The sequence below is a fragment of the Streptomyces sp. NPDC007907 genome (genome assembly GCF_042959365.1).
Classification (GTDB): domain Bacteria; phylum Actinomycetota; class Actinomycetes; order Streptomycetales; family Streptomycetaceae; genus Streptomyces; species Streptomyces indiaensis.
Window position 1 is genome coordinate 412705 of sequence record NZ_JBIBKR010000007.1, and the last position, 17619, is coordinate 430323.

At 69.8% G+C, this 17619-nt stretch carries 15 protein-coding genes and 1 riboswitch; of the genes, 4 read left to right on the plus strand and 11 right to left on the minus strand.

Annotation, left to right across the window (positions count from 1 at the left end; translation table 11 throughout):
• Positions 1–15: 15 nt before the first annotated feature.
• From ACFZDI_RS29145 to ACFZDI_RS29170, 6 genes are all read right to left on the minus strand, one after another.
• Positions 16–1383, minus strand: coding sequence for an aminotransferase class V-fold PLP-dependent enzyme (locus ACFZDI_RS29145; RefSeq protein ID WP_391254363.1), 1368 nt, complete (start codon positions 1381–1383; stop codon positions 16–18).
• Between the two features lie 134 nt (positions 1384–1517).
• Positions 1518–1634: riboswitch (SAM riboswitch) on the minus strand.
• Between the two features lie 85 nt (positions 1635–1719).
• Entirely contained in the window at positions 1720–2784 is a 1065-nt protein-coding gene (trpD, locus tag ACFZDI_RS29150) for an anthranilate phosphoribosyltransferase (protein ID WP_361120207.1), read from the minus strand.
• A gap of 136 nt (positions 2785–2920) precedes the next feature.
• A complete protein-coding gene (locus ACFZDI_RS29155; protein ID WP_234750425.1) occupies positions 2921–4543 on the minus strand; it encodes a cytochrome bc complex cytochrome b subunit in 1623 nt (540 codons plus the stop codon).
• Positions 4540–5613, minus strand: a complete 1074-nt coding sequence (locus tag ACFZDI_RS29160) for a Rieske 2Fe-2S domain-containing protein (RefSeq protein ID WP_391254367.1) — start codon at positions 5611–5613, stop codon at positions 4540–4542. Before ACFZDI_RS29160 ends, ACFZDI_RS29155 begins: the two co-directional genes overlap by 4 nt.
• Positions 5610–6422 (minus strand): c-type cytochrome, encoded by an 813-nt coding sequence (locus tag ACFZDI_RS29165; RefSeq protein ID WP_234750423.1) that lies wholly within the window; start codon positions 6420–6422, stop codon positions 5610–5612. Before ACFZDI_RS29165 ends, ACFZDI_RS29160 begins: the two co-directional genes overlap by 4 nt.
• 81 nt (positions 6423–6503) lie before the next feature.
• The gene (locus ACFZDI_RS29170) at positions 6504–7124 is read right to left on the minus strand and encodes a heme-copper oxidase subunit III (protein ID WP_003989683.1); all 621 of its coding nucleotides are present in this window, start codon (positions 7122–7124) and stop codon (positions 6504–6506) included.
• Between the two features lie 145 nt (positions 7125–7269).
• Between ACFZDI_RS29170 and ACFZDI_RS29175 the strand changes: the two genes are divergently transcribed.
• Positions 7270–7671, plus strand: a complete 402-nt coding sequence (locus ACFZDI_RS29175; protein WP_234750422.1) for a hypothetical protein — start codon at positions 7270–7272, stop codon at positions 7669–7671.
• Between the two features lie 103 nt (positions 7672–7774).
• Here the strand turns inward: ACFZDI_RS29175 and ACFZDI_RS29180 are convergent, their stop codons facing one another.
• The 4 genes from ACFZDI_RS29180 to coxB all read right to left on the minus strand — a co-directional run bounded on the left by ACFZDI_RS29180 (position 7775) and on the right by coxB (position 12254).
• Complete coding sequence (locus tag ACFZDI_RS29180; RefSeq protein WP_234750420.1) at positions 7775–9028, minus strand: Ig-like domain-containing protein; 1254 nt, start codon at positions 9026–9028, stop codon at positions 7775–7777.
• A 132-nt stretch (positions 9029–9160) separates the two neighbouring features.
• On the minus strand, positions 9161–9559 hold the full coding sequence (locus ACFZDI_RS29185) for a cytochrome c oxidase subunit 4 (protein ID WP_234750419.1): 399 nt from the start codon (positions 9557–9559) through the stop codon (positions 9161–9163).
• The gene (gene ctaD, locus ACFZDI_RS29190) at positions 9556–11292 is read right to left on the minus strand and encodes a cytochrome c oxidase subunit I (RefSeq protein ID WP_391254373.1); all 1737 of its coding nucleotides are present in this window, start codon (positions 11290–11292) and stop codon (positions 9556–9558) included. The genes ACFZDI_RS29185 and ctaD overlap by 4 nt, the downstream gene beginning before the upstream one ends.
• Complete coding sequence (coxB, locus tag ACFZDI_RS29195; RefSeq protein WP_234849875.1) at positions 11289–12254, minus strand: cytochrome c oxidase subunit II; 966 nt, start codon at positions 12252–12254, stop codon at positions 11289–11291. The genes ctaD and coxB overlap by 4 nt, the downstream gene beginning before the upstream one ends.
• A gap of 273 nt (positions 12255–12527) precedes the next feature.
• Here coxB and ACFZDI_RS29200 point away from each other — a divergent pair, with 273 nt between their 5' ends.
• Entirely contained in the window at positions 12528–13907 is a 1380-nt protein-coding gene (locus tag ACFZDI_RS29200) for an aminotransferase class V-fold PLP-dependent enzyme (protein WP_391254377.1), read from the plus strand.
• An 84-nt stretch (positions 13908–13991) separates the two neighbouring features.
• Here the strand turns inward: ACFZDI_RS29200 and ACFZDI_RS29205 are convergent, their stop codons facing one another.
• Positions 13992–14966: a carbohydrate kinase family protein gene (locus tag ACFZDI_RS29205; RefSeq protein ID WP_234849877.1), complete on the minus strand. Its 975-nt coding sequence runs from the start codon at positions 14964–14966 to the stop codon at positions 13992–13994.
• Positions 14967–15098: 132 nt separating this feature from the next.
• Between ACFZDI_RS29205 and ACFZDI_RS29210 the strand changes: the two genes are divergently transcribed.
• Both ACFZDI_RS29210 and ACFZDI_RS29215 read left to right on the plus strand, forming a co-directional pair.
• Entirely contained in the window at positions 15099–15305 is a 207-nt protein-coding gene (locus ACFZDI_RS29210) for a hypothetical protein (RefSeq protein ID WP_234849878.1), read from the plus strand.
• A 146-nt stretch (positions 15306–15451) separates the two neighbouring features.
• On the plus strand, positions 15452–17605 hold the full coding sequence (locus tag ACFZDI_RS29215; RefSeq protein WP_391254381.1) for a hypothetical protein: 2154 nt from the start codon (positions 15452–15454) through the stop codon (positions 17603–17605).
• Positions 17606–17619 lie beyond the last annotated feature (14 nt).

Here is a 17619-nt window from a genome sequence, read left to right on the forward strand (position 1 = left end):
CCGGGGAGGACCGCCTCAGGCGGAGGTGTCCGGCACGCAGCGGCCGTCCTCGGTGCGGTAGTTCCACTTCGCCCCGTCCGCCACGAGCTCCTTCACCGCCCGCACGAACCGCTCCACGTGCTCGTCGGGCGTGCCCGCGCCGAAGCTGACCCGGATGGCGTTGAGCGACTTCTCCCCGGGCGCGGCGTCGGGCGCCCCGCACTCGCCCTGCGCCTGCGGGTCACTGCCGAGCAGCGTGCGCAGCAGCGGGTGGGCGCAGAACAGCCCGTCCCGTACGCCGATGCCGTACTCGGCGGACAGGGCGGCGGCGAAGTGGGAGCTGTTCCAGCCCTCGACGACGAAGGAGAGCACACCGACGCGCGGCGCGTCGTCCCCGAAGAGGGAGAGGAACCGCACCTCGGGGACGTCGGCGAGACCCTCGCGCACCGTGCGGACCAGGTGCTGCTCCCGGGCGACGAGGGTGTCGAAGCCCGCCTCGGACAGCGCCTTGCAGGCCGAGGCGACGGCGTAGGCGCCGATGACGTTGGGCGAGCCGGCCTCGTGGCGCGCGGCGCTGTCGTGCCACTCCACGTCCACTCCCCCGTCCTCGCGCCGGCTGACCTTGCGGCTGGCGCCGCCGCCCGCGAGGTACGGCTCGGCCGCGCGCAGCCAGTCGGCCCGCCCGGCCAGGACGCCGGAGCCGAAGGGCGCGTACAGCTTGTGCCCGGAGAAGGCGACCCAGTCGACGTCGAGGTCCGCGACGGACACGGGGTGGTGCGGGGCCAGCTGGGCGGCGTCGAGCACGATCCGCGCGCCGTGGGCGTGCGCAGCCGCGGCGAGCTCCCGCACGGGCCACAGCTCGCCGGTGACGTTGGAGGCGCCGGTGACGCAGACGAGGGCCGGCCCGTAGGGGTCCCGGTCGGCGAGGGCGCGCTCAAGGGTCTCGACAGCCTGCCGGGGGCTGCTCGGGGCGTCGAGGTAGGTGACCCGCGCGCTGCGCCACGGCAGCAGGGAGGCGTGGTGCTCGGTCTCGTAGACGAAGACCTGGCAGTCGGCGGGGAGCGCGGCGGCGAGGAGGTTGAGGGAGTCGGTGGTCGACCGGGTGAACACGACCTGGTCGTCCGCGCGGCAGCCGAGGAACCCGGCGACGGTCCGGCGGGCGTTCTCGAACAGGTCGGTCGACAGCTGGGACAGGTACCCGGCACCGCGGTGCACGCTGCCGTAGTACGGCGCGTACGCGGCGACGTCGTCCCAGACCCGCTGGAGCGCCGGGGCGCTGGCGGCGTAGTCGAGCGCGGCGTAGGTGACCTCACCGCCGGTCACGAGCGGCACGGTGACGTCTCGTCCCAGAACGGGCAGCGGGGCACAAACGGACTGGTCGGCGGCAAGGGTGGAGACAGACATGACGGAACTCCCGTGAAGGCAGGTGGAATCCGCCCGCGAGCGCGTACGGCTCGAGCGGGGGTGAAAGGAGAAGGGGGATGCGGAGGCGGGGCTCTGCGGCCCTATCGCATTCGCTGGTTCACGGAAGACTCCTCGTCACGCGCTTGCCGTAGACCTCGCTGCCTACGACCCGGTCCTCACCCGGGGCACCCCGCCACGGACGGAGGGTTGCCGGACAGTCGGCCGGGGCCTCATGACTGTCACTCATGACCTGCTCAGGAACGTACGCGAAAAGATCGGCGCCCCGCAAGCCGAGTCCGGATCGCGGGACGCCGGTCCCTTCACGAACGGGATCCGTTACGCGTTGCTCGCGGCCACCCAGCGCTCCAGCGTGCGCTTGGCCGCCCCCGAGTCGATCGACTCGGCCGCCTTGGCCATCCCGGCGCCGATCTGCTCGGCCAGGGGCGCGGCGGTGGGCTCCAGGGCCGCCAGGGCCGCGGCCGAGTTCAGCAGGACCGCCTCGCGGACCGGGCCCGGCTCGCCGTCCAGCAGACGCCGGGCGACCTCGGCGTTGTAGGAGGCGTCGGCGCCGCGCAGCGCCTCCACGGGGACCAGTTCGAGGCCCACGTCGCGCGGGTCGAAGGCCTCCTCGGTGACCGTGCCGTCCCGGACGATCCACACCCGGGAGGTGGCCGTGGTGGTCAGTTCGTCGAGGCCGTCGTCGCCCCGGAAGACCAGGGACGAGTTGCCGCGCTCGGCGAAGACGCCCGCGACGATCGGCGCCATGCGGGGGTCCGCCACCCCGACGGCCTGGGCGCGGACCCGGGCCGGGTTGGTGAGCGGGCCGAGGGCGTTGAACACCGTGCGGATGCCCAACTGGCCGCGGGCGGCGCCCGCGTGCCGCAGCGCCGGGTGGAACTTCACCGCGAAGCAGAAGGTGATCCCGGCCTCCTCGGCGACCTCCGCGACCCGGTGCAGCGGCAGCTCCAGGTTGACGCCGAGCTTCTCCAGCACGTCGGAGGCCCCGGACGCCGAGGACGCGGCCCGGTTGCCGTGCTTGACGACCTTCGCGCCGGTGCCGGCGACGACGATCGAGGACATCGTGGAGATGTTGACCGTCTTCGCGCCGTCGCCACCGGTGCCGACGATGTCGACCGTCGCCCCGGGCACCTCGATCACGTTGGCGTGCGCGTACATCGTGCGGACCAGGCCGTTGATCTCCTCGACGGTCTCGCCCTTGGCACGCAGAGCCACGACGAACCCGGCGATCTGCGCCTCGGTCGCCTCGCCGCGCATGATCCGGTCCATCGCCCAGGCGGTGTCGTCCGCGCTCAGGTGCCTGCCGTCCAGCAGGCCGTTCAGCAGCAGGGGCCAGGAGCGGCCCGCCGCGGTGTCGCCTCCAGCGGGGGTCACAGCGCTCATAAGCCGCTCCAGGGTCAGGCGTCCCGCACTACGGGACGAGAGTCTCAACGGGGTCCACCCTATCCAGCCCGGGGCAGGCCGAAGGGCCCCGTCCGATCGTCGGACGGGGCCCTTCTGTGGCGTGGCGAAGCAGTGATCAGTGGTGGCCGTGGCCGCTCGTGATCTCCCGGTACTCCTCGGCGGTGGGCTTCGGGATCTGGGAACCCTCGCCGTAGTAGGCGTCGCTGAGCTTGGCGCGCAGCTTCTCGGAACCCTTCACCTTGCGCTCGACACCGTTCTCGTCGACCGTCGGGCCGATCTCGGCCGGCTTGTACTGCTCGTGCGCCGTGAGCGTGTACATCTGCTCCTGGCTGAGCGGCTCGTGCACCTCGATGAACTCACCGTGCGGCAGGCGCTTGATGATGCCCGACTCGCGGCCGTGCAGCACCTTCTCCTTGTCCCGGCGCTGCAGGCCGAGGCAGATGCGCTTGGTGATGACGAAGGCGATGACCGGGCCGAGGAAGAACCCGATCCGGACGAACCAGGTCACCGAGTTGATCGACAGGTGGAAGTGCGTGGCGACGATGTCGTTGCCACCGCCGATCAGCATGATGATGTAGCCGGTGACCCAGGCGACACCGACACCCGTGCGGGTCGGGGCGTTGCGCGGCCGGTCCAGGATGTGGTGCTCGCGCTTGTCCCCGGTGACCCAGGACTCGATGAACGGGTACAGGGCGATGATCGCGAGGAAGACACCGAAGAGCACCAGCGGGATGAACACGCCCAGGACCAGCGTGTGACCCCAGATGTTGATCTCCCAGCCCGGCATGGCTCGGATCAGACCCTCGGCGAAGCCCATGTACCAGTCGGGCTGGGCACCGGTGGACACCTGGTCGGGCCGGTACGGGCCGAGGACCCAGATCGGGTTGATCGTCGCGATGCCGGCCAGGGCCGCGATGGCACCGAAGACCAGGAAGAAGAAGCCTCCGGCCTTGGCCATGTAGACCGGCAGCAGCGGCATGCCGACCACGTTCTTGTTGGTCCGGCCGGGACCCGCGAACTGGGTGTGCTTGTGGTAGAAGACCAGGATCAGGTGGCCGACCACGAGCCCGAGCATGATGCCCGGCAGCAGCAGGATGTGGATCGAGTAGAACCGGGCGACGAAGTCGGTCCCCGGGAACTCCCCGCCGAACAGGAACATCGAGATGTACGTGCCCACGATCGGCACGGACAGGATCGCGCCCTGCGTGAAGCGGACACCGGTGCCGGAGAGCAGGTCGTCCGGGAGCGAGTAGCCGGTGAAGCCGGTGAACATGCCCAGGACGAACAGCAGGAAGCCGAACAGCCAGTTGATCTCGCGCGGCTTGCGGAACGCGCCGGTGAAGAAGACGCGCATCATGTGCACGAACATGCCGGCGAGGAAGATGATCGCCGCCCAGTGGTGGATCTGCCGGATGAGCAGACCGCCGCGGACGTCGAAGCTGATGTCCAGGGTCGAGGCGAACGCCTCCGACATCAGCTGCCCCTGGAGCGGGACGTAACTGCCGTGGTACTCCACCTCGTTCATCGACGGGTGGAAGAACAGCGTCAGGTACACACCCGTGAGGATGATGATGATGAAGCTGTAGAGGCAGATCTCACCCAGCATGAAGGACCAGTGGTCCGGGAAGATCTTGCGCATGTTGGCCTTGGCCAGGGAGTAGATCCCGAGGCGGCCGTCGGCCCAGTCGGCGACCCGCTCACCCGCGGGCGCCTTGCGGCGATTCTGTGCAGTGCTCATCCGCGCTCCCAGAAAGCAGGGCCGACGGGCTCTTCGAAGTCGCCGAGCGCCTCGAGGTAGCCCTCGTCGTTCACGCCGATGCGGAGCTGCGGCAGGGCGTGACCGGCGGGACCGAAGATCACTCGGGCACCGTCGGAGAGGTCGAAGGTGGACTGGTGGCAGGGGCAGAGCACGTGGTGCGTCTGCTGCTCGTACAGGGAGATCGGGCAACCGACGTGGGTGCAGATCTTCGAGTACGCGACGATGCCCTGGTGCGACCACGCGAGCTCGCGCTTGTCCTTGATGTCCTCCGGCTGGATCCGGACGATCATCAGGGCGGCCTTGGCGATCTCGTTCTGGAAGTCGTGGTCGTGCTCCTCCAGGCCCTCGGGCTTGGCGAAGGTCAGCGAACCGACCGCGACATCGGACGGACGCAGCGGCTCGTTGGTGTTCATGTTGACGAGCAGCTTGCCCTTGGACCACAGCGTGTGGCGGAGCTTGGTGCCGGGCAGCGGACCGAGGTCACGCAGCAGCACGACGCCGGAGAGCGGCACCAGCGTGAGCGCGCCGAGCATCGTGTTGCGGATCAGCTTGCGGCGGCCGAGCGCGGACTCCTTGGCACCCTGCTTGAAGTCGGCGAAGACCTTCTCGCGGACCTCGGGCGGCGCCTCGATCGGGTGCCGCTCGTCGGCGACCTCCACGTCGGACATCAGGGTGCGCGCCCAGTGGACGGCGCCCGCGCCGATGCAGAACAGCGCGATGCCGAGCGACAGGCCCAGCGCGAAGTTCAGCGCGCTGATGTGGCCCAGCGGGAAGATGAAGACCGCCTTGTCGACCGGGATCGCCACGAAGGAGGCGATGAAGGCGACGGTGGCCAGCATCGACACCGTGAACAGCAGGGCGACCGCACGCTCGGACCGCTTGGCGGCCCGCTCGTCGATGTCCTGGACCCGGTGCTCGTGGGGCGGCAGGCCCGGGTCCGCGAACGGGTTCTTGTCGTCCGCGACGCTCACCACGCCGTGCCCGTGCTCGTCATGGCCTGCGGACTGCGCGGCAGGCAGGTTCTCTTCTGGAATGTCTTGGCTACTCATGACTTCTTGGCCTTTGCGGTCCGGGCGGCGACCCACACGGCGACGGCGATCAGACCGCCGAGACCGAAGATCCAGCCGAACAGGCCCTCACTGACCGGCCCGAGGCCACCCAGTTCGAGGCCACCGGGGCTCTCGGTCTTTTCGCTGTTGACCGCGTCGAGGTACGCGATGATGTCCTTCTTGTTCTTCTCCGACAGCGTGGTGTCGGGGAAGGACGGCATGTTCTGCGGGCCGGTCTGCATGGCCTCGTAGATGTGCTTCGGGGAGACGCCCTCGAGGGTCGGCGCGTACTTGCCGTGCGTCAGCGCGCCGCCCTTGCCGGTGAAGTTGTGGCACTGCGCGCAGTTGGTGCGGAACAGCTCACCGCCCTTGGCGATGTCGGCGCCCTCGGGGCCGTACTGCTCCTCCGTCGGGACGGACGGACCGGCACCCAGCGAGGCGATGAACGCCGCGAGCTGGTCGATCTCGGCCTGCGAGTAGATGTTCTTCTTCGCCGGGACCTGGGGGCCCTGGGAGGTGGCGGCCGGCATCCGGCCGGTGCCCACCTGGAAGTCGACGGCCGCGGCGCCCACGCCCACCAGGCTGGGGCCGTCGGAGGTGCCCTGACCGCCGGTGCCGTGGCAACTGGCGCAGCCGACCGAGTAGAGCTTCTTGCCCTCCTCGATGGTGAGGGACTGGGCGGTTTCGTCGGCCTGCGCCTTGTCCGCGGGTGCGAACACGGCGTACAGCCCCCCGGTGCATGCCAGCGCGAGGAGTAGGACGACGAGCGCCGCCAACGGGTGGCGTCGTCGTGCGGAGAGCTTTTTCACGGATTACCCCGGTGTCAGGATCTTCTGCGTCGATGCTTCTGGGATGCGCGCTTCGTCGAGCACGCGCGGATGCGGGCCCTGCTACTTGATCATGTAGATCGTGGCGAAGAGTCCGATCCAGACGACATCGACGAAGTGCCAGTAGTAGGACACGACGATCGCGGCCGTCGCCTGCTCGTGGGTGAACCTACTGGCCGCGTAGGTCCGGCCCAGGACCAGCAGGAAGGCGATGAGACCGCCCGTCACGTGCAGGCCGTGGAAGCCGGTGGTCAGGTAGAACACCGAGCCGTACGGGTCGGAGGACAGGGACAGGCCCGCGTCCTTGACCAGCTCCGTGTACTCGAAGACCTGACCGCCGATGAAGATCGCACCCATCACGAAGGTGACGATGAACCACATCCGCAGCTTCTTCACGTCACCGCGCTCGGCGGCGAAGACGCCGAGCTGGCAGGTGAGCGAGGAGAGCACCAGGATGGTGGTGTTCGTCGCCGAGAACGGGAAGTTGAGATGGGCAGCCATCTCCTTCCAGTGATCGGGACCCGTCACCGATCGCAGGGTGAAGTACATCGCGAAGAGGGCCGCGAAGAACATCAGCTCGGAACTCAGCCAGATGATCGTTCCGACGCTGGTGAGGTTCGGCCGATTGACCGACGGGTGCGCGTGCCCGGTTTCTACTGTCGTTGCTGTCGCCACGACCGACATTATGTCGGTCGCTTATCCCGCCCTCACTCCGGGGGGTGCCGTTCGGAGTGTCTTCACCGGTCGTACCGGTGTTGACGTGGTGTTCAAGGGAGTAGCATCCGGCCCAACGGGCCTGTCCTTACGACGTTGACGTCACGGAGGAACAATGCAGCCGACCGCCACGGTGCTGGTCTACAGCGACGACTCCAACACCCGAGAGCAGGTGCGGCTCGCCACGGGCCGGAGGCCGGCCCCGGACGTCCCCCTGGTGGAGTTCGTGGAGTGCGCGACCCCCGCCGCGGTACTGACGGAGCTGGACCGGGGTGGGGTCGACGTCTGCGTGCTGGACGGCGAGGCCGTGCCGATGGGGGGCATGGGCGTCTGCCGGCAGATCAAGGACGAGGTGTTCGAGTGCCCGCCGGTGCTGCTGCTGATCGGCCGGCCTCAGGACGCGTGGCTGGCGACGTGGAGCCGGGCGGAGGCGGCGGTGACGCTGCCGGTGGAGCCGGTGGAGTTCGCCTCCGCGCTGGCTTCTCTGTTGCGGGACAAGGCGGCTTTGAACGCCTGAGGGGCTTCGCGCCTTGTCGTTCGGCGACTGCGGGCGCGTGGGGGTTGTTCGCGCCCACGCGGCGGAGCCGCATACCCGGTACGGCCCCGCGCCCCCGAGGCGTCTAGACGCTCTGGGGCCTCAGGCGGGCCCTGTCGGCCTCGGTCGGGCCGTCCGGGGTGCCGCCCAGGAGGGCGCTGCCGGTGCGCCACTTCGCCCAGTCGAGGTTCCAGTCGCCGTAGCCGTTGCCGAACGGGGCCATCATGTCTCCGCCGGAGTTGACGACCTTGACGATGTCGCCCTCGCGGACGGTGTCGTAGAACCAGGCGGCGTTCTCGGTGCTCATGCCGGTGCAGCCGTGGCTGACGTTGGCGTAGCCCTGGGAGCCGACCGACCAGGGGGCGGCGTGGACGTACTCGCCGCTGTTGGTGACCCGGACCGAGTGGTGCACGACCAGGTCGTAGAAGTCCGAGGAGCCGATGCTGGCGCTGGTCATGCGGACGGTGCCCTCCTTGGCGAGGACGACCTTGACGCCGTTGCGGGTGTCGTAGCCGGGCTTGCCCGTGGTGACGGGTATCTGCCGGATGACCTCGTCGTTCTTGTAGACGGTCATCTGGTGGGCGGCGGCGTCCGTGACGGCTATGAGCTTGTCCGCGGTGGTGAAGGTCAGCGGCTTGGCCTTGCCGCCCCACATCCGGTCGCCGATCTTGATGCCCTGCAGATTGCTGCGGACCTGGACGGTGGCCTGGGCGGGCCAGTAGTCCTTCGGGCGGTAGTGCAGCTTCTTGTCGTCCACCCAGTGCCAGGCGCCGTCGGTGGCGGGTGTGGAGGAGACCTTGAGGGCACGCTCCACGACGGCCCGCTGGGCCTTGTCCTTGACGGGCTGGCTCAGCTCGGCGGTGACGGGCTGGCCGACGCCGTAGGTGCCCGTCTTGGGGCCGAAGGTCACGTCCAGGCGCTTTTGGGTGGTGGGCTTGCCGGTGTCGAAGGTGACGACCTTGCGGCCGGGCGCCCCGTCCTCGTCCTCGGTGCTCACGCGGACCGTGTAGCTGGCGTTGGCGGCGAGCGGGGAGGTGCTGTGCCAGCGGCTGCCGTCGGCGGCGAGTTCGCCCGCCACGTAGCGTCCTGAGGCGTCGTGGGCCGTGACGTCCGTGATGCGCCCGTCGGAGTCCTCGACGACTTCCAGGGGCTTGTCCGGGTCGGCCTTCTGGTGGCCCCCGTCGGGGGCGTTGAAGGAGATCTGGTCGGCCGCGTCGTAGGGGCGGGCGGCCAGTGGGTTGCCGTCGGAGCCGCAGGCGGTGACGCCCGCGCTGAGGGCTATCAACAGCAGCGTGCAGCTGACGACGGTGCGGGGGCGGGAGATCACTGTGTGGCTCATGAGCTCACGCTAGGAACCGGCGTCAACGGCGGCACGCCGAATGACTCGTACGAGTGACACGCATTACGGCATGAGGAAGGGGCCCGGACGCTCCTCTCGGAGTGTCCGGGCCCCTTCGGCGCTCGGCGCTGGTTACTGGGTGCGGTTCTCACCGCGGTAGTACTCGAACACCCAGCCCCAGATGCCGATCAGGATGATCGGCAGCGAGAAGTACATCAGCCACCAGCCGATGGCGACCGACAGGAAGGCCAGGGCGCCGCCGATGGCCAGGGAGAACGGCTGCCAGCTGTGCGGGCTGAAGAACCCGACCTCGCCGGCGTCGTCCGCGACGTCCGCCTCCTTGTCGTCCTGCGCACCGACGTCGACCCGCTTGGCCGTGAAGCCGAGGTAGAAGCCGATCATGATGCACAGGCCGAAGGCCAGGAAGAGGGCCGTGGTACCGGCCGGCTCCTTCGACCACACGCCATAGACCACAGCCATGGCGAGGACGAAGACGCTCAGCCACATGAACATCTTGCCCTGGATCTTCACTTGCCGGCCTCCTTGCCACCAGCGATGGCCTTCTCGCCGTGACCGACGTTCTCGAGCTGGTCGAGAGCGGCGATCTCCGGGTGGTGCAGGTCGAACGCCGGGGATTCACTGCGGATCCGCGGCATGGTGATGAAGTTGTGCCGCGGCGGCGGGCAGGAGGTCGCCCACTCCAGGGAGCGGCCGTAGCCCCACGGGTCGTCGACGCCGACCGGCTTGCCGTACTTGGCCGTCTTCCACACGTTGTAGAAGAACGGCAGGATCGACATGCCGAGCAGGAACGAGCTGATCGTCGAGATCGTGTTCAGCGCGGTGAAGCCGTCGGCCGCCAGGTAGTCGGCGTAACGACGCGGCATGCCCTCGGCGCCCAGCCAGTGCTGCACCAGGAACGTGCCGTGGAAGCCGATGAACAGCGTCCAGAAGGTGATCTTGCCGAGACGCTCGTCCAGCATCTTGCCGGTCCACTTCGGCCACCAGAAGTGGAAGCCGGAGAACATCGCGAACACCACGGTGCCGAAGACGACGTAGTGGAAGTGGGCCACCACGAAGTACGAGTCGGAGACGTGGAAGTCCATCGGCGGCGAGGCCAGGATGACACCGGTCAGACCACCGAAGGTGAAGGTGATCAGGAAGCCGGTCGCCCAGAGCATCGGCGTCTCGAAGGACAGCGAGCCCTTCCACATCGTGCCGATCCAGTTGAAGAACTTCACACCGGTCGGGACGGCGATGAGGAACGTCATGAAGGAGAAGAACGGCAGCAGCACACCGCCGGTGACGTACATGTGGTGCGCCCACACCGTCACGGACAGACCCGCGATCGCGATGGTCGCGCCGATCAGACCCGTGTAACCGAACATCGGCTTACGGGAGAAGACCGGGATGACCTCGGAAATGATGCCGAAGAACGGCAGGGCGATGATGTACACCTCTGGATGGCCGAAGAACCAGAAGAGGTGTTGCCACAACAAGGCGCCGCCGTTGGCGGAGTCGAAGATGTGGGCGCCGAACTTGCGGTCCGCCTCCAGCGCGAACAGGGCCGCGGCCAGGACCGGGAAGGCGAGCAGGACCAGCACACCGGTCAGCAGCACGTTCCAGGTGAAGATCGGCATGCGGAACATCGTCATGCCCGGGGCGCGCATGCAGATGATCGTGGTGATGAAGTTGACCGAGCCGAGGATGGTGCCGAAGCCGGAGAAGGCCAGACCCATGATCCACATGTCGGCGCCGATGCCCGGGCTGCGGACCGCGTCCGACAGCGGGCTGTAGGCGAACCAGCCGAAGTCGGCCGCGCCCTGCGGGGTGAGGAAGCCACCGACCGCGATGAGCGAGCCGAACAGGTACAGCCAGTAGGCGAACATGTTCAGCCGCGGGAACGCCACGTCGGGCGCGCCGATCTGCAGCGGCATGATCCAGTTCGCGAAACCGGCGAACAGCGGCGTCGCGAACATCAGCAGCATGATCGTGCCGTGCATCGTGAACGCCTGGTTGAACTGCTCGTTCGACATGATCTGCAGACCAGGCCGGGCGAGCTCGGCGCGCATGACCAGCGCCATGACGCCGCCGATGACGAAGAACGCGAACGACGTCGCCAGGTACAGCGTGCCGATCGTCTTGTGGTCCGTCGTCGTCAGCCACTTGACCACGACACTGCCGCGGTTCTGGCGCCTGACCGGCAGCTCGTCCTGGTAGTGGGACCCTGCTGCCGCGGCACCCTGGGGTTCGTTGAGGATGCTCACAGGTTGTTCGTCTCCCGGTTCTTCTCGTGGCTCGTCTGCGCGATGCCGGCAGGAACGTAACCGTTCTGCTGCTTGTCCACGAGGTCCTTGAGGTGCTGCTCGTAACGCTCCGGGGAGACGACCTTCACGTTGAACAGCATCCGAGAGTGGTCGACGCCGCAGAGCTCGGCGCACTTGCCCAGGAAGGTGCCCTCCTTGTTGGGGGTCACCTCGAAGGCGTTGGTGTGGCCCGGGATGACGTCCTGCTTCATGAGGAACGGCACCACCCAGAAGGAGTGGATGACGTCACGCGAGGTGAGGACGAAGCGGACCGTCTTGCCCTTGGGCAGCCACAGGGTCGGGCCCGGGTTGCCCGTCTGCGGGTTCCGCGTGCCGGGGGTGCCGCAGTCGTAGACGCCGCCGGCGTTGGCCGGGAAGTCCTTCTTGAAGCGGTCCGGGATCGCGTTCAGGTCCTTCGAGGTCTTCGCGTCCCCGGTGGAACCGGCGACCGGCTCGATGTAGTTGAAGCACCAGCTCCACTGGAAGCCGACCACGTTGACCGTGACGTCGGGCTTCTTCTTGAGGCTGAGCAGCTCGGACTCGTCACGGGCGGTGAAGTAGAACAGCACCGAGACGATGATGAGCGGAACCACGGTGTACAGCGCCTCGATGGGCATGTTGTACCGGGTCTGCGGAGGAACCTCGACCTTGGTGCGGCTGCGCCGGTGGAAGAAAGCACTCCACAGGATCAGACCCCACACCAGCACGCCGACGGCGAGCGCAGCCGCCCAGGAACCCTGCCACAGGGAGAGGATCCGGGGAGCCTCTTCCGTGGTCGGGGTGGGCATACCAAGGCGGGGGAAGTCTTCCCAGTTGTACGAGCAACCGGTGGCTGTCGCCAAGACCAGGCCCGCGGTCAGTGCCTGCAGCAGCTTCCGCCGCATCGGGCGCCGCGGCGAGCGGTCGGAGCCGTTGGGACTCACGTAGCGCCTTCCCGAGAGTCTCGCCCGCGCGGTCGGCTGCGGCCTGGCCTTCTCGCTGGTCGGTCGCCGCCCTGCGTCGGGCAGGGGTTTGGATGTTTATGCGGACCAAACCCTAGCCGACGCCCTCCGGGGGTTCTCGGGGAGGGGTGCCCAACGCGCCGCGGGTTACGCCGGGCGCCCACCAGGGCGGGAGATCTGCACATCGGCGACCGCGGGTCGTGGTGGTCGAGCGCGCAGTTCCCCGCGCCCCTTCGGGGCGCTTAGCGTTGAGGTGTGCCCTACTTCGACGCTGCTTCCGGTGCTCCTCTTCATCCCGTCGCCCGGCAGGCTCTGCTGGCCTCGTTCGACGAAGGGTGGGCGGATCCTGCGCGGTTGTACAGGGAGGGGCGCCGGGCCCGGATGCTGCTCGACGCGGCGCGGGAGGCCGCCGCAGAGGCGGTGGGGTGCCGTCCGGACGAGCTGATCTTCACCTCGTCCGGAACCCGTGCCGTGCACACGGGGATTGCCGGGGCGCTGGCCGGCCGGAGGCGGAGCGGGCGTCACCTGATCGTGTCGGCGGTCGAACACTCCTCTGTACTGCATTCGGCGGAGGCGCACGAGGCCGACGGCGGGTCCGTCACGCAGGTGGCCGTCGACCGGGGCGGGGCGGTGGACCCGGCAGCCTACGGCGACGCCCTGCGCGCGGACACGGCGCTGGCGTGTCTGCAGTCGGCCAACCACGAGGTGGGCACGGAGCAGCCGGTCGCCGCGGTGGCGGAGCTGTGCCGGGAGTCCGGGGTGCCGTTGCTGGTGGATGCGGCGCAGTCCCTGGCGTGGGGGCCGGTGGCGGGGGACTGGTCGCTGCTCACGGCCAGTGCGCACAAGTGGGGTGGCCCGTCCGGGGTGGGGCTGCTCGCGGTGCGCAAGGGGGTGCGGTTCGCGGCACAAGGGCCGGTGGACGAGAGGGAGTCGGGGCGGGCGCCCGGTTTCGAGAACATCCCGGCGATCGTGGCGGCGGCCGCGTCGCTCAGGGCCGTACGGGCCGAGGCGGCCGAGGAGGCGGTGCGCCTGCGGGAGCTGACGGACCGGATCCGGGCGCGGGTGCCGCGGCTGGTGACCGACGCGGAGGTCGTCGGTGATCCGGTGCACCGGCTGCCCGGGGTCGTCACCTTCTCCTGCCTCTACGTCGACGGCGAGGCCCTGCTGCACGAGCTGGACCGCGAGGGTTTCTCGGTCTCGTCCGGATCGTCCTGCACGAGCAGCACGCTGACGCCGAGCCACGTGCTGCGGGCGATGGGTGTCCTGAGCGAGGGAAATGTGCGGGTCTCGCTGCCGCTCGGCGCGGCCGAGGAGGAGGTGGAGAGGTTCCTGGAGGTGCTGCCCCGGGCGGTGGCGGCGGTGCGGGAGAAGCTGGGGGCGCCGGCCTCGGAGACGGTGGTGCGGGAGGCCGACGTGCTCATCGTGGACTCCCTGGGCAAGAGGTGCCCGATCCCGGTCATCGAACTCGCCAAGGTCATCGGTGACGTCCCCGTGGGCGGCCTGCTCCGGGTCCTGTCGGACGACGAGGCCGCCCGCCTGGACATCCCCGCGTGGTGCGAGATGCGGGGCCAAGAGTACGTGGGCGAGGAGCCGGCGGACCGAGGGGCCGCTTACCTGGTCCGCCGGGTGAGCTGAGTCACTCAGGGGCGCGGGGCTGTGTCGGCTTGCGGCTGCCGCCGCGGGGCGCGAACAGCCCCCACGCGCCCCGCGGACGGCAGATCAGCCCAGATGCGCCCGAACCTCTTGTGCGGCCTCGTCCCCGTAGGCCTTGGTGAACCGCTCCATGAAGTGCCCGCGCCGCAGCTGGTACTCCTGCGTCCCCACCGTCTCGATGACGAGGGTCGCCAGCATGCAGCCGACCTGCGCGGCACGCTCCAGGGAGACGCCCCACGCCAGGCCGGAGAGGAAGCCCGCGCGGAAGGCGTCGCCGACGCCCGTCGGGTCGGCCTTGCGCTCCTCGTCGGGCGTGCCGACCTCGATCGGGTCCTCGCCGACCCGCTCGATGCGCACGCCGCGCGCGCCGAGGGTGGTCACCCGGTGACCGACGCGCGACAGGATCTCCGCGTCGCTCCAGCCGGTCTTGGTCTCGATGAGGCCCTTCTCGTACTCGTTGGAGAAGAGGTACGTCGCTCCGTCCAGCAGGATGCGGATCTCCTCGCCGTCCATCCGGGCGATCTGCTGGGAGAAGTCGGCGGCGAACGGGATGTTCCGCGAGCGGCACTCCTCCGTGTGGCGGAGCATCGCCTCCGGGTCGTCGGCGCCGATGGAGACCAGGTCGAGGCCGCCCACGCGGTCGGCGACGGTCTTCAGCTCGATGAGGCGGGCCTCGCTCATGGCGCCCGTGTAGAAGGAGCCGATCTGGTTGTGGTCGGCGTCGGTGGTGCACACGAAGCGGGCGGTGTGCAGCGTGTCGGAGATGCGGACGGACTCCGTGTCCACACCGTGCCGGTCGAGCCAGGCCCGGTACTCGTCGAAGTCCGCGCCCGCGGCGCCGACCAGGATCGGGCGGGTGCCGAGCTGGCCCATGCCGAACGCGATGTTCGCGGCGACGCCGCCGCGGCGGACGTCGAGCTTGTCGACCAGGAACGACAGCGAGACCGTGTGCAGCTGGTCCGCTACGAACTGGTCGGCGAAGCGGCCGGGGAAGGTCATGAGGTGGTCGGTGGCGATGGAGCCGGTGACTGCGATGCGCACGGCGTGGATTCTCCTGAGGGAGGCGGACCTTGTCGGTTCACGCTATCGGGTGGGCGGGACGGCTCTGAAGGCATCGAAACTACCCGATAGTAGATCTTTCTCGGTGAGCTCGACCGTGCGTACGGTGCCGCTATGACGAACCTCAAGGTCCATGCGCCCGTTCCGGTCGATCTCGAGGGCGATCTGGCGTCGCTGCCGGGTGACGGGGCGCGGATGGCTCCGCACTGGGCGGTCCCCCGGATCGTCTCGCGGCCGGTCTCCCCGGCCCTCATCCACGGCGTGTCCGTACCCCTCGCATCGGCGCGGCTGCTCGACGCCATGTCCGACTACGGGGACTGAACGGCGCACACGCGGGAACCGTGTGCTCCCCCGCTGCGTCCCATCGCTGTCCCCCGTAAAGGGGAGGCGGGATACGACCCACCAGCGGTCCGGGTATGACCGGGCCGGGTCCCATGGGACAGCTGTGCAGCCGAAGGAGCGATGCGGTGAACACCGAGCGACCCGACAAAGACGACGACGTCAGGGAAGCGGCCGACGCCTCCGCGGATGCCGCTCCGCAGACCGAGGCGCACGGCACGACGAAGGCCGGGGCATCGGCCGAGCCCGGCGCATCGGAGGAGGCCGGCGCGTCTGCGGAGCCCGGCGCATCGGAGGAGGCCGGCGCGCCTACGGAGCCCGGCGCATCGGAGGAGGCCGGCGCGTCTGCGGAGCCCGGCGCGTCGGAGGGTGTCGGGGCGTCGGCGGAGAACGGGGAGCCGTCCGAGAACCAGGAGCCCTCGGAGTCCGACGAGACCGGCACTGGCGTGACCGGCGAGGCTGCTGATGCCGCCGTGGACGGCGAGACACCGGCCGCCGAGGCGGAGTCGGCCGAGACCGATGAGCCGGGGGCGGCTGCCCCGGCCGTCGCTGAGCCCGGCGCGCCGGGAGAGGATCCGGAGACGGGGGCGACGGGAGGGCTGGAGGACGCCGAGCCGACCGGGGCCCGGACCGATGGAGCCGAGTCGTCCCCGGATCGCGAGGCCGTCGCCGAGGGCACGGACGTCGAGGAGGCCCGCTCCGCCTCGACAGCGGCCGCACCTGATTCCACCCCTGCGCCCACTCACGAAGCCGCCGCGGACCACACCGAAGCGCGGGCGGCCCGCCCCCGTGCCACGCCCGCGCCGGTCCGCGAAGTGCCCCGTGACGAGGAGGACCTGGTCCGTCACGGCGGCGGGCGGTCGCGTACGCCCGCGATCATCGCCTCCGTCGCCACCGCCGTGCTGCTGATCGGCGGGGGCGGGGCCTGGCTCGCCTCCAACGCCTCCAGTGGGTCGGGCGGCGGTGCGACCTCCGGTGCGCCCGGCGGGGACGACACTCCCCCGCCGCTCGCCCTCGACGGCTACTCGGAGTCCACGGCCGGCGGCGGCAACGGCATCGCGCCCGGCGAGCCCAACCCCTACGGCGCCACCTACCGGCTCGGCGGCCCCCTGCCCGACGGACCCGCCAAGGCCCCGGTGTACCGGGCGCAGGGCGAGGTCGGCACGGCGGACGTGGCCCGGCTGGCGAAGGCTCTCGGCGTCGAGGGCACCCCGGTGGCACAGGGCGAGGTCTGGAGGATCGGGGGCCAGGACGGGTCGGGGCCGAGTCTCCAAGTCGACCGGCAGGCCCCGGGTTCCTGGACGTTCAGCCGGTACGCGCCGGGGACCGACGACTGCAAGGGCACCGACACCTGCGGCGGCGCCCCGCAGCCCGGTGACACGCCGGTGAGCGAGGACGTGGCCGAGAAGGCCGCCGCGCCGGTGCTGAAGGCGGTGGGTCAGGACGACGCGAAGGTCGACGCGAGCCAGGTCATGGGGGCCCAGCGGGTGGTCAACGCCGCTCCCGTGGTCGGCGGACTGCCCACGCACGGCTGGCCGACCGGCATCACGGTCGGCGCGGACGGCGAGGTCGTCGGCGGCACCGGTCAGCTGAGCACGCCGGTGAAGGGCGACACGTACCCCGTGGTCACCGCCGAGAAGGCGCTGGAGCTGATGAACGGGCAGCCGAAGAAGGACCACCGGATGGGCATCGGCGGCTGCGCCAGCCCCGTGCCGCTGAAGGACCGGCTGGAGCAGCCCTGCGGCCAGCCGGCGAGCGGCTCCCCCCAGCAGGACACGGTGACCGTGGAGGGCGCGGTGTTCGGGCTGGCCGCGCACGTCGTGGACGGCCGGCAGGCACTGGTGCCGTCCTGGCTGTTCGAGGTGTCCGCGCCGGGCGCGAAGGACCCGTTCACGGTGACGTACCCGGCGGTGGAGCCGAGGTACCTGGTCACGCCCGAGCCGAGCGCACCGAGTGACCGGCCCTCGTCGGCGCCGGGCCCGCGCGAGGTGAAGGTGGACGGTTACCGGGCCGAGGGCGCGGAGCTGACGGTGTCCTTCACCGGCGGCGTGTGCGCCGACTACGACGTGAAGGCGAGCGAGAAGGGCGACGAGGTGACGGTCACCGTGACGTCGACGCCGTGGCCGGACAAGGTCTGCATCATGATCGCCAAGCAGTTCCAGAAGACCGTGCAGCTGGACGAGCCGCTCGGCGACCGGGCGGTCGTCGACGCGGACGGCAAGGCGGTCCCGCTGGCGAAGGACGGCGCGCGGCTGCCGGCTCCTCCGACGCGGGAGCGGTAGGCCCGGGCGCACAG

Bases quoted from the DNA above. Each gene is read 5' to 3' on its own strand.
- ACFZDI_RS29145 (WP_391254363.1), bottom strand. From the start codon at position 1,383: ATGTCTGTCTCCACCCTTGCCGCCGACCAGTCCGTTTGTGCCCCGCTG.
- trpD (WP_361120207.1), bottom strand. From the start codon at position 2,784: ATGAGCGCTGTGACCCCCGCTGGAGGCGACACCGCGGCGGGCCGCTCC.
- ACFZDI_RS29155 (WP_234750425.1), bottom strand. From the start codon at position 4,543: ATGAGCACTGCACAGAATCGCCGCAAGGCGCCCGCGGGTGAGCGGGTC.
- ACFZDI_RS29160 (WP_391254367.1), bottom strand. From the start codon at position 5,613: ATGAGTAGCCAAGACATTCCAGAAGAGAACCTGCCTGCCGCGCAGTCC.
- ACFZDI_RS29170 (WP_003989683.1), bottom strand. From the start codon at position 7,124: ATGTCGGTCGTGGCGACAGCAACGACAGTAGAAACCGGGCACGCGCAC.
- ACFZDI_RS29175 (WP_234750422.1), top strand. From the start codon at position 7,270: ATGCAGCCGACCGCCACGGTGCTGGTCTACAGCGACGACTCCAACACC.
- ACFZDI_RS29180 (WP_234750420.1), bottom strand. From the start codon at position 9,028: ATGAGCCACACAGTGATCTCCCGCCCCCGCACCGTCGTCAGCTGCACG.
- ACFZDI_RS29210 (WP_234849878.1), top strand. From the start codon at position 15,099: ATGACGAACCTCAAGGTCCATGCGCCCGTTCCGGTCGATCTCGAGGGC.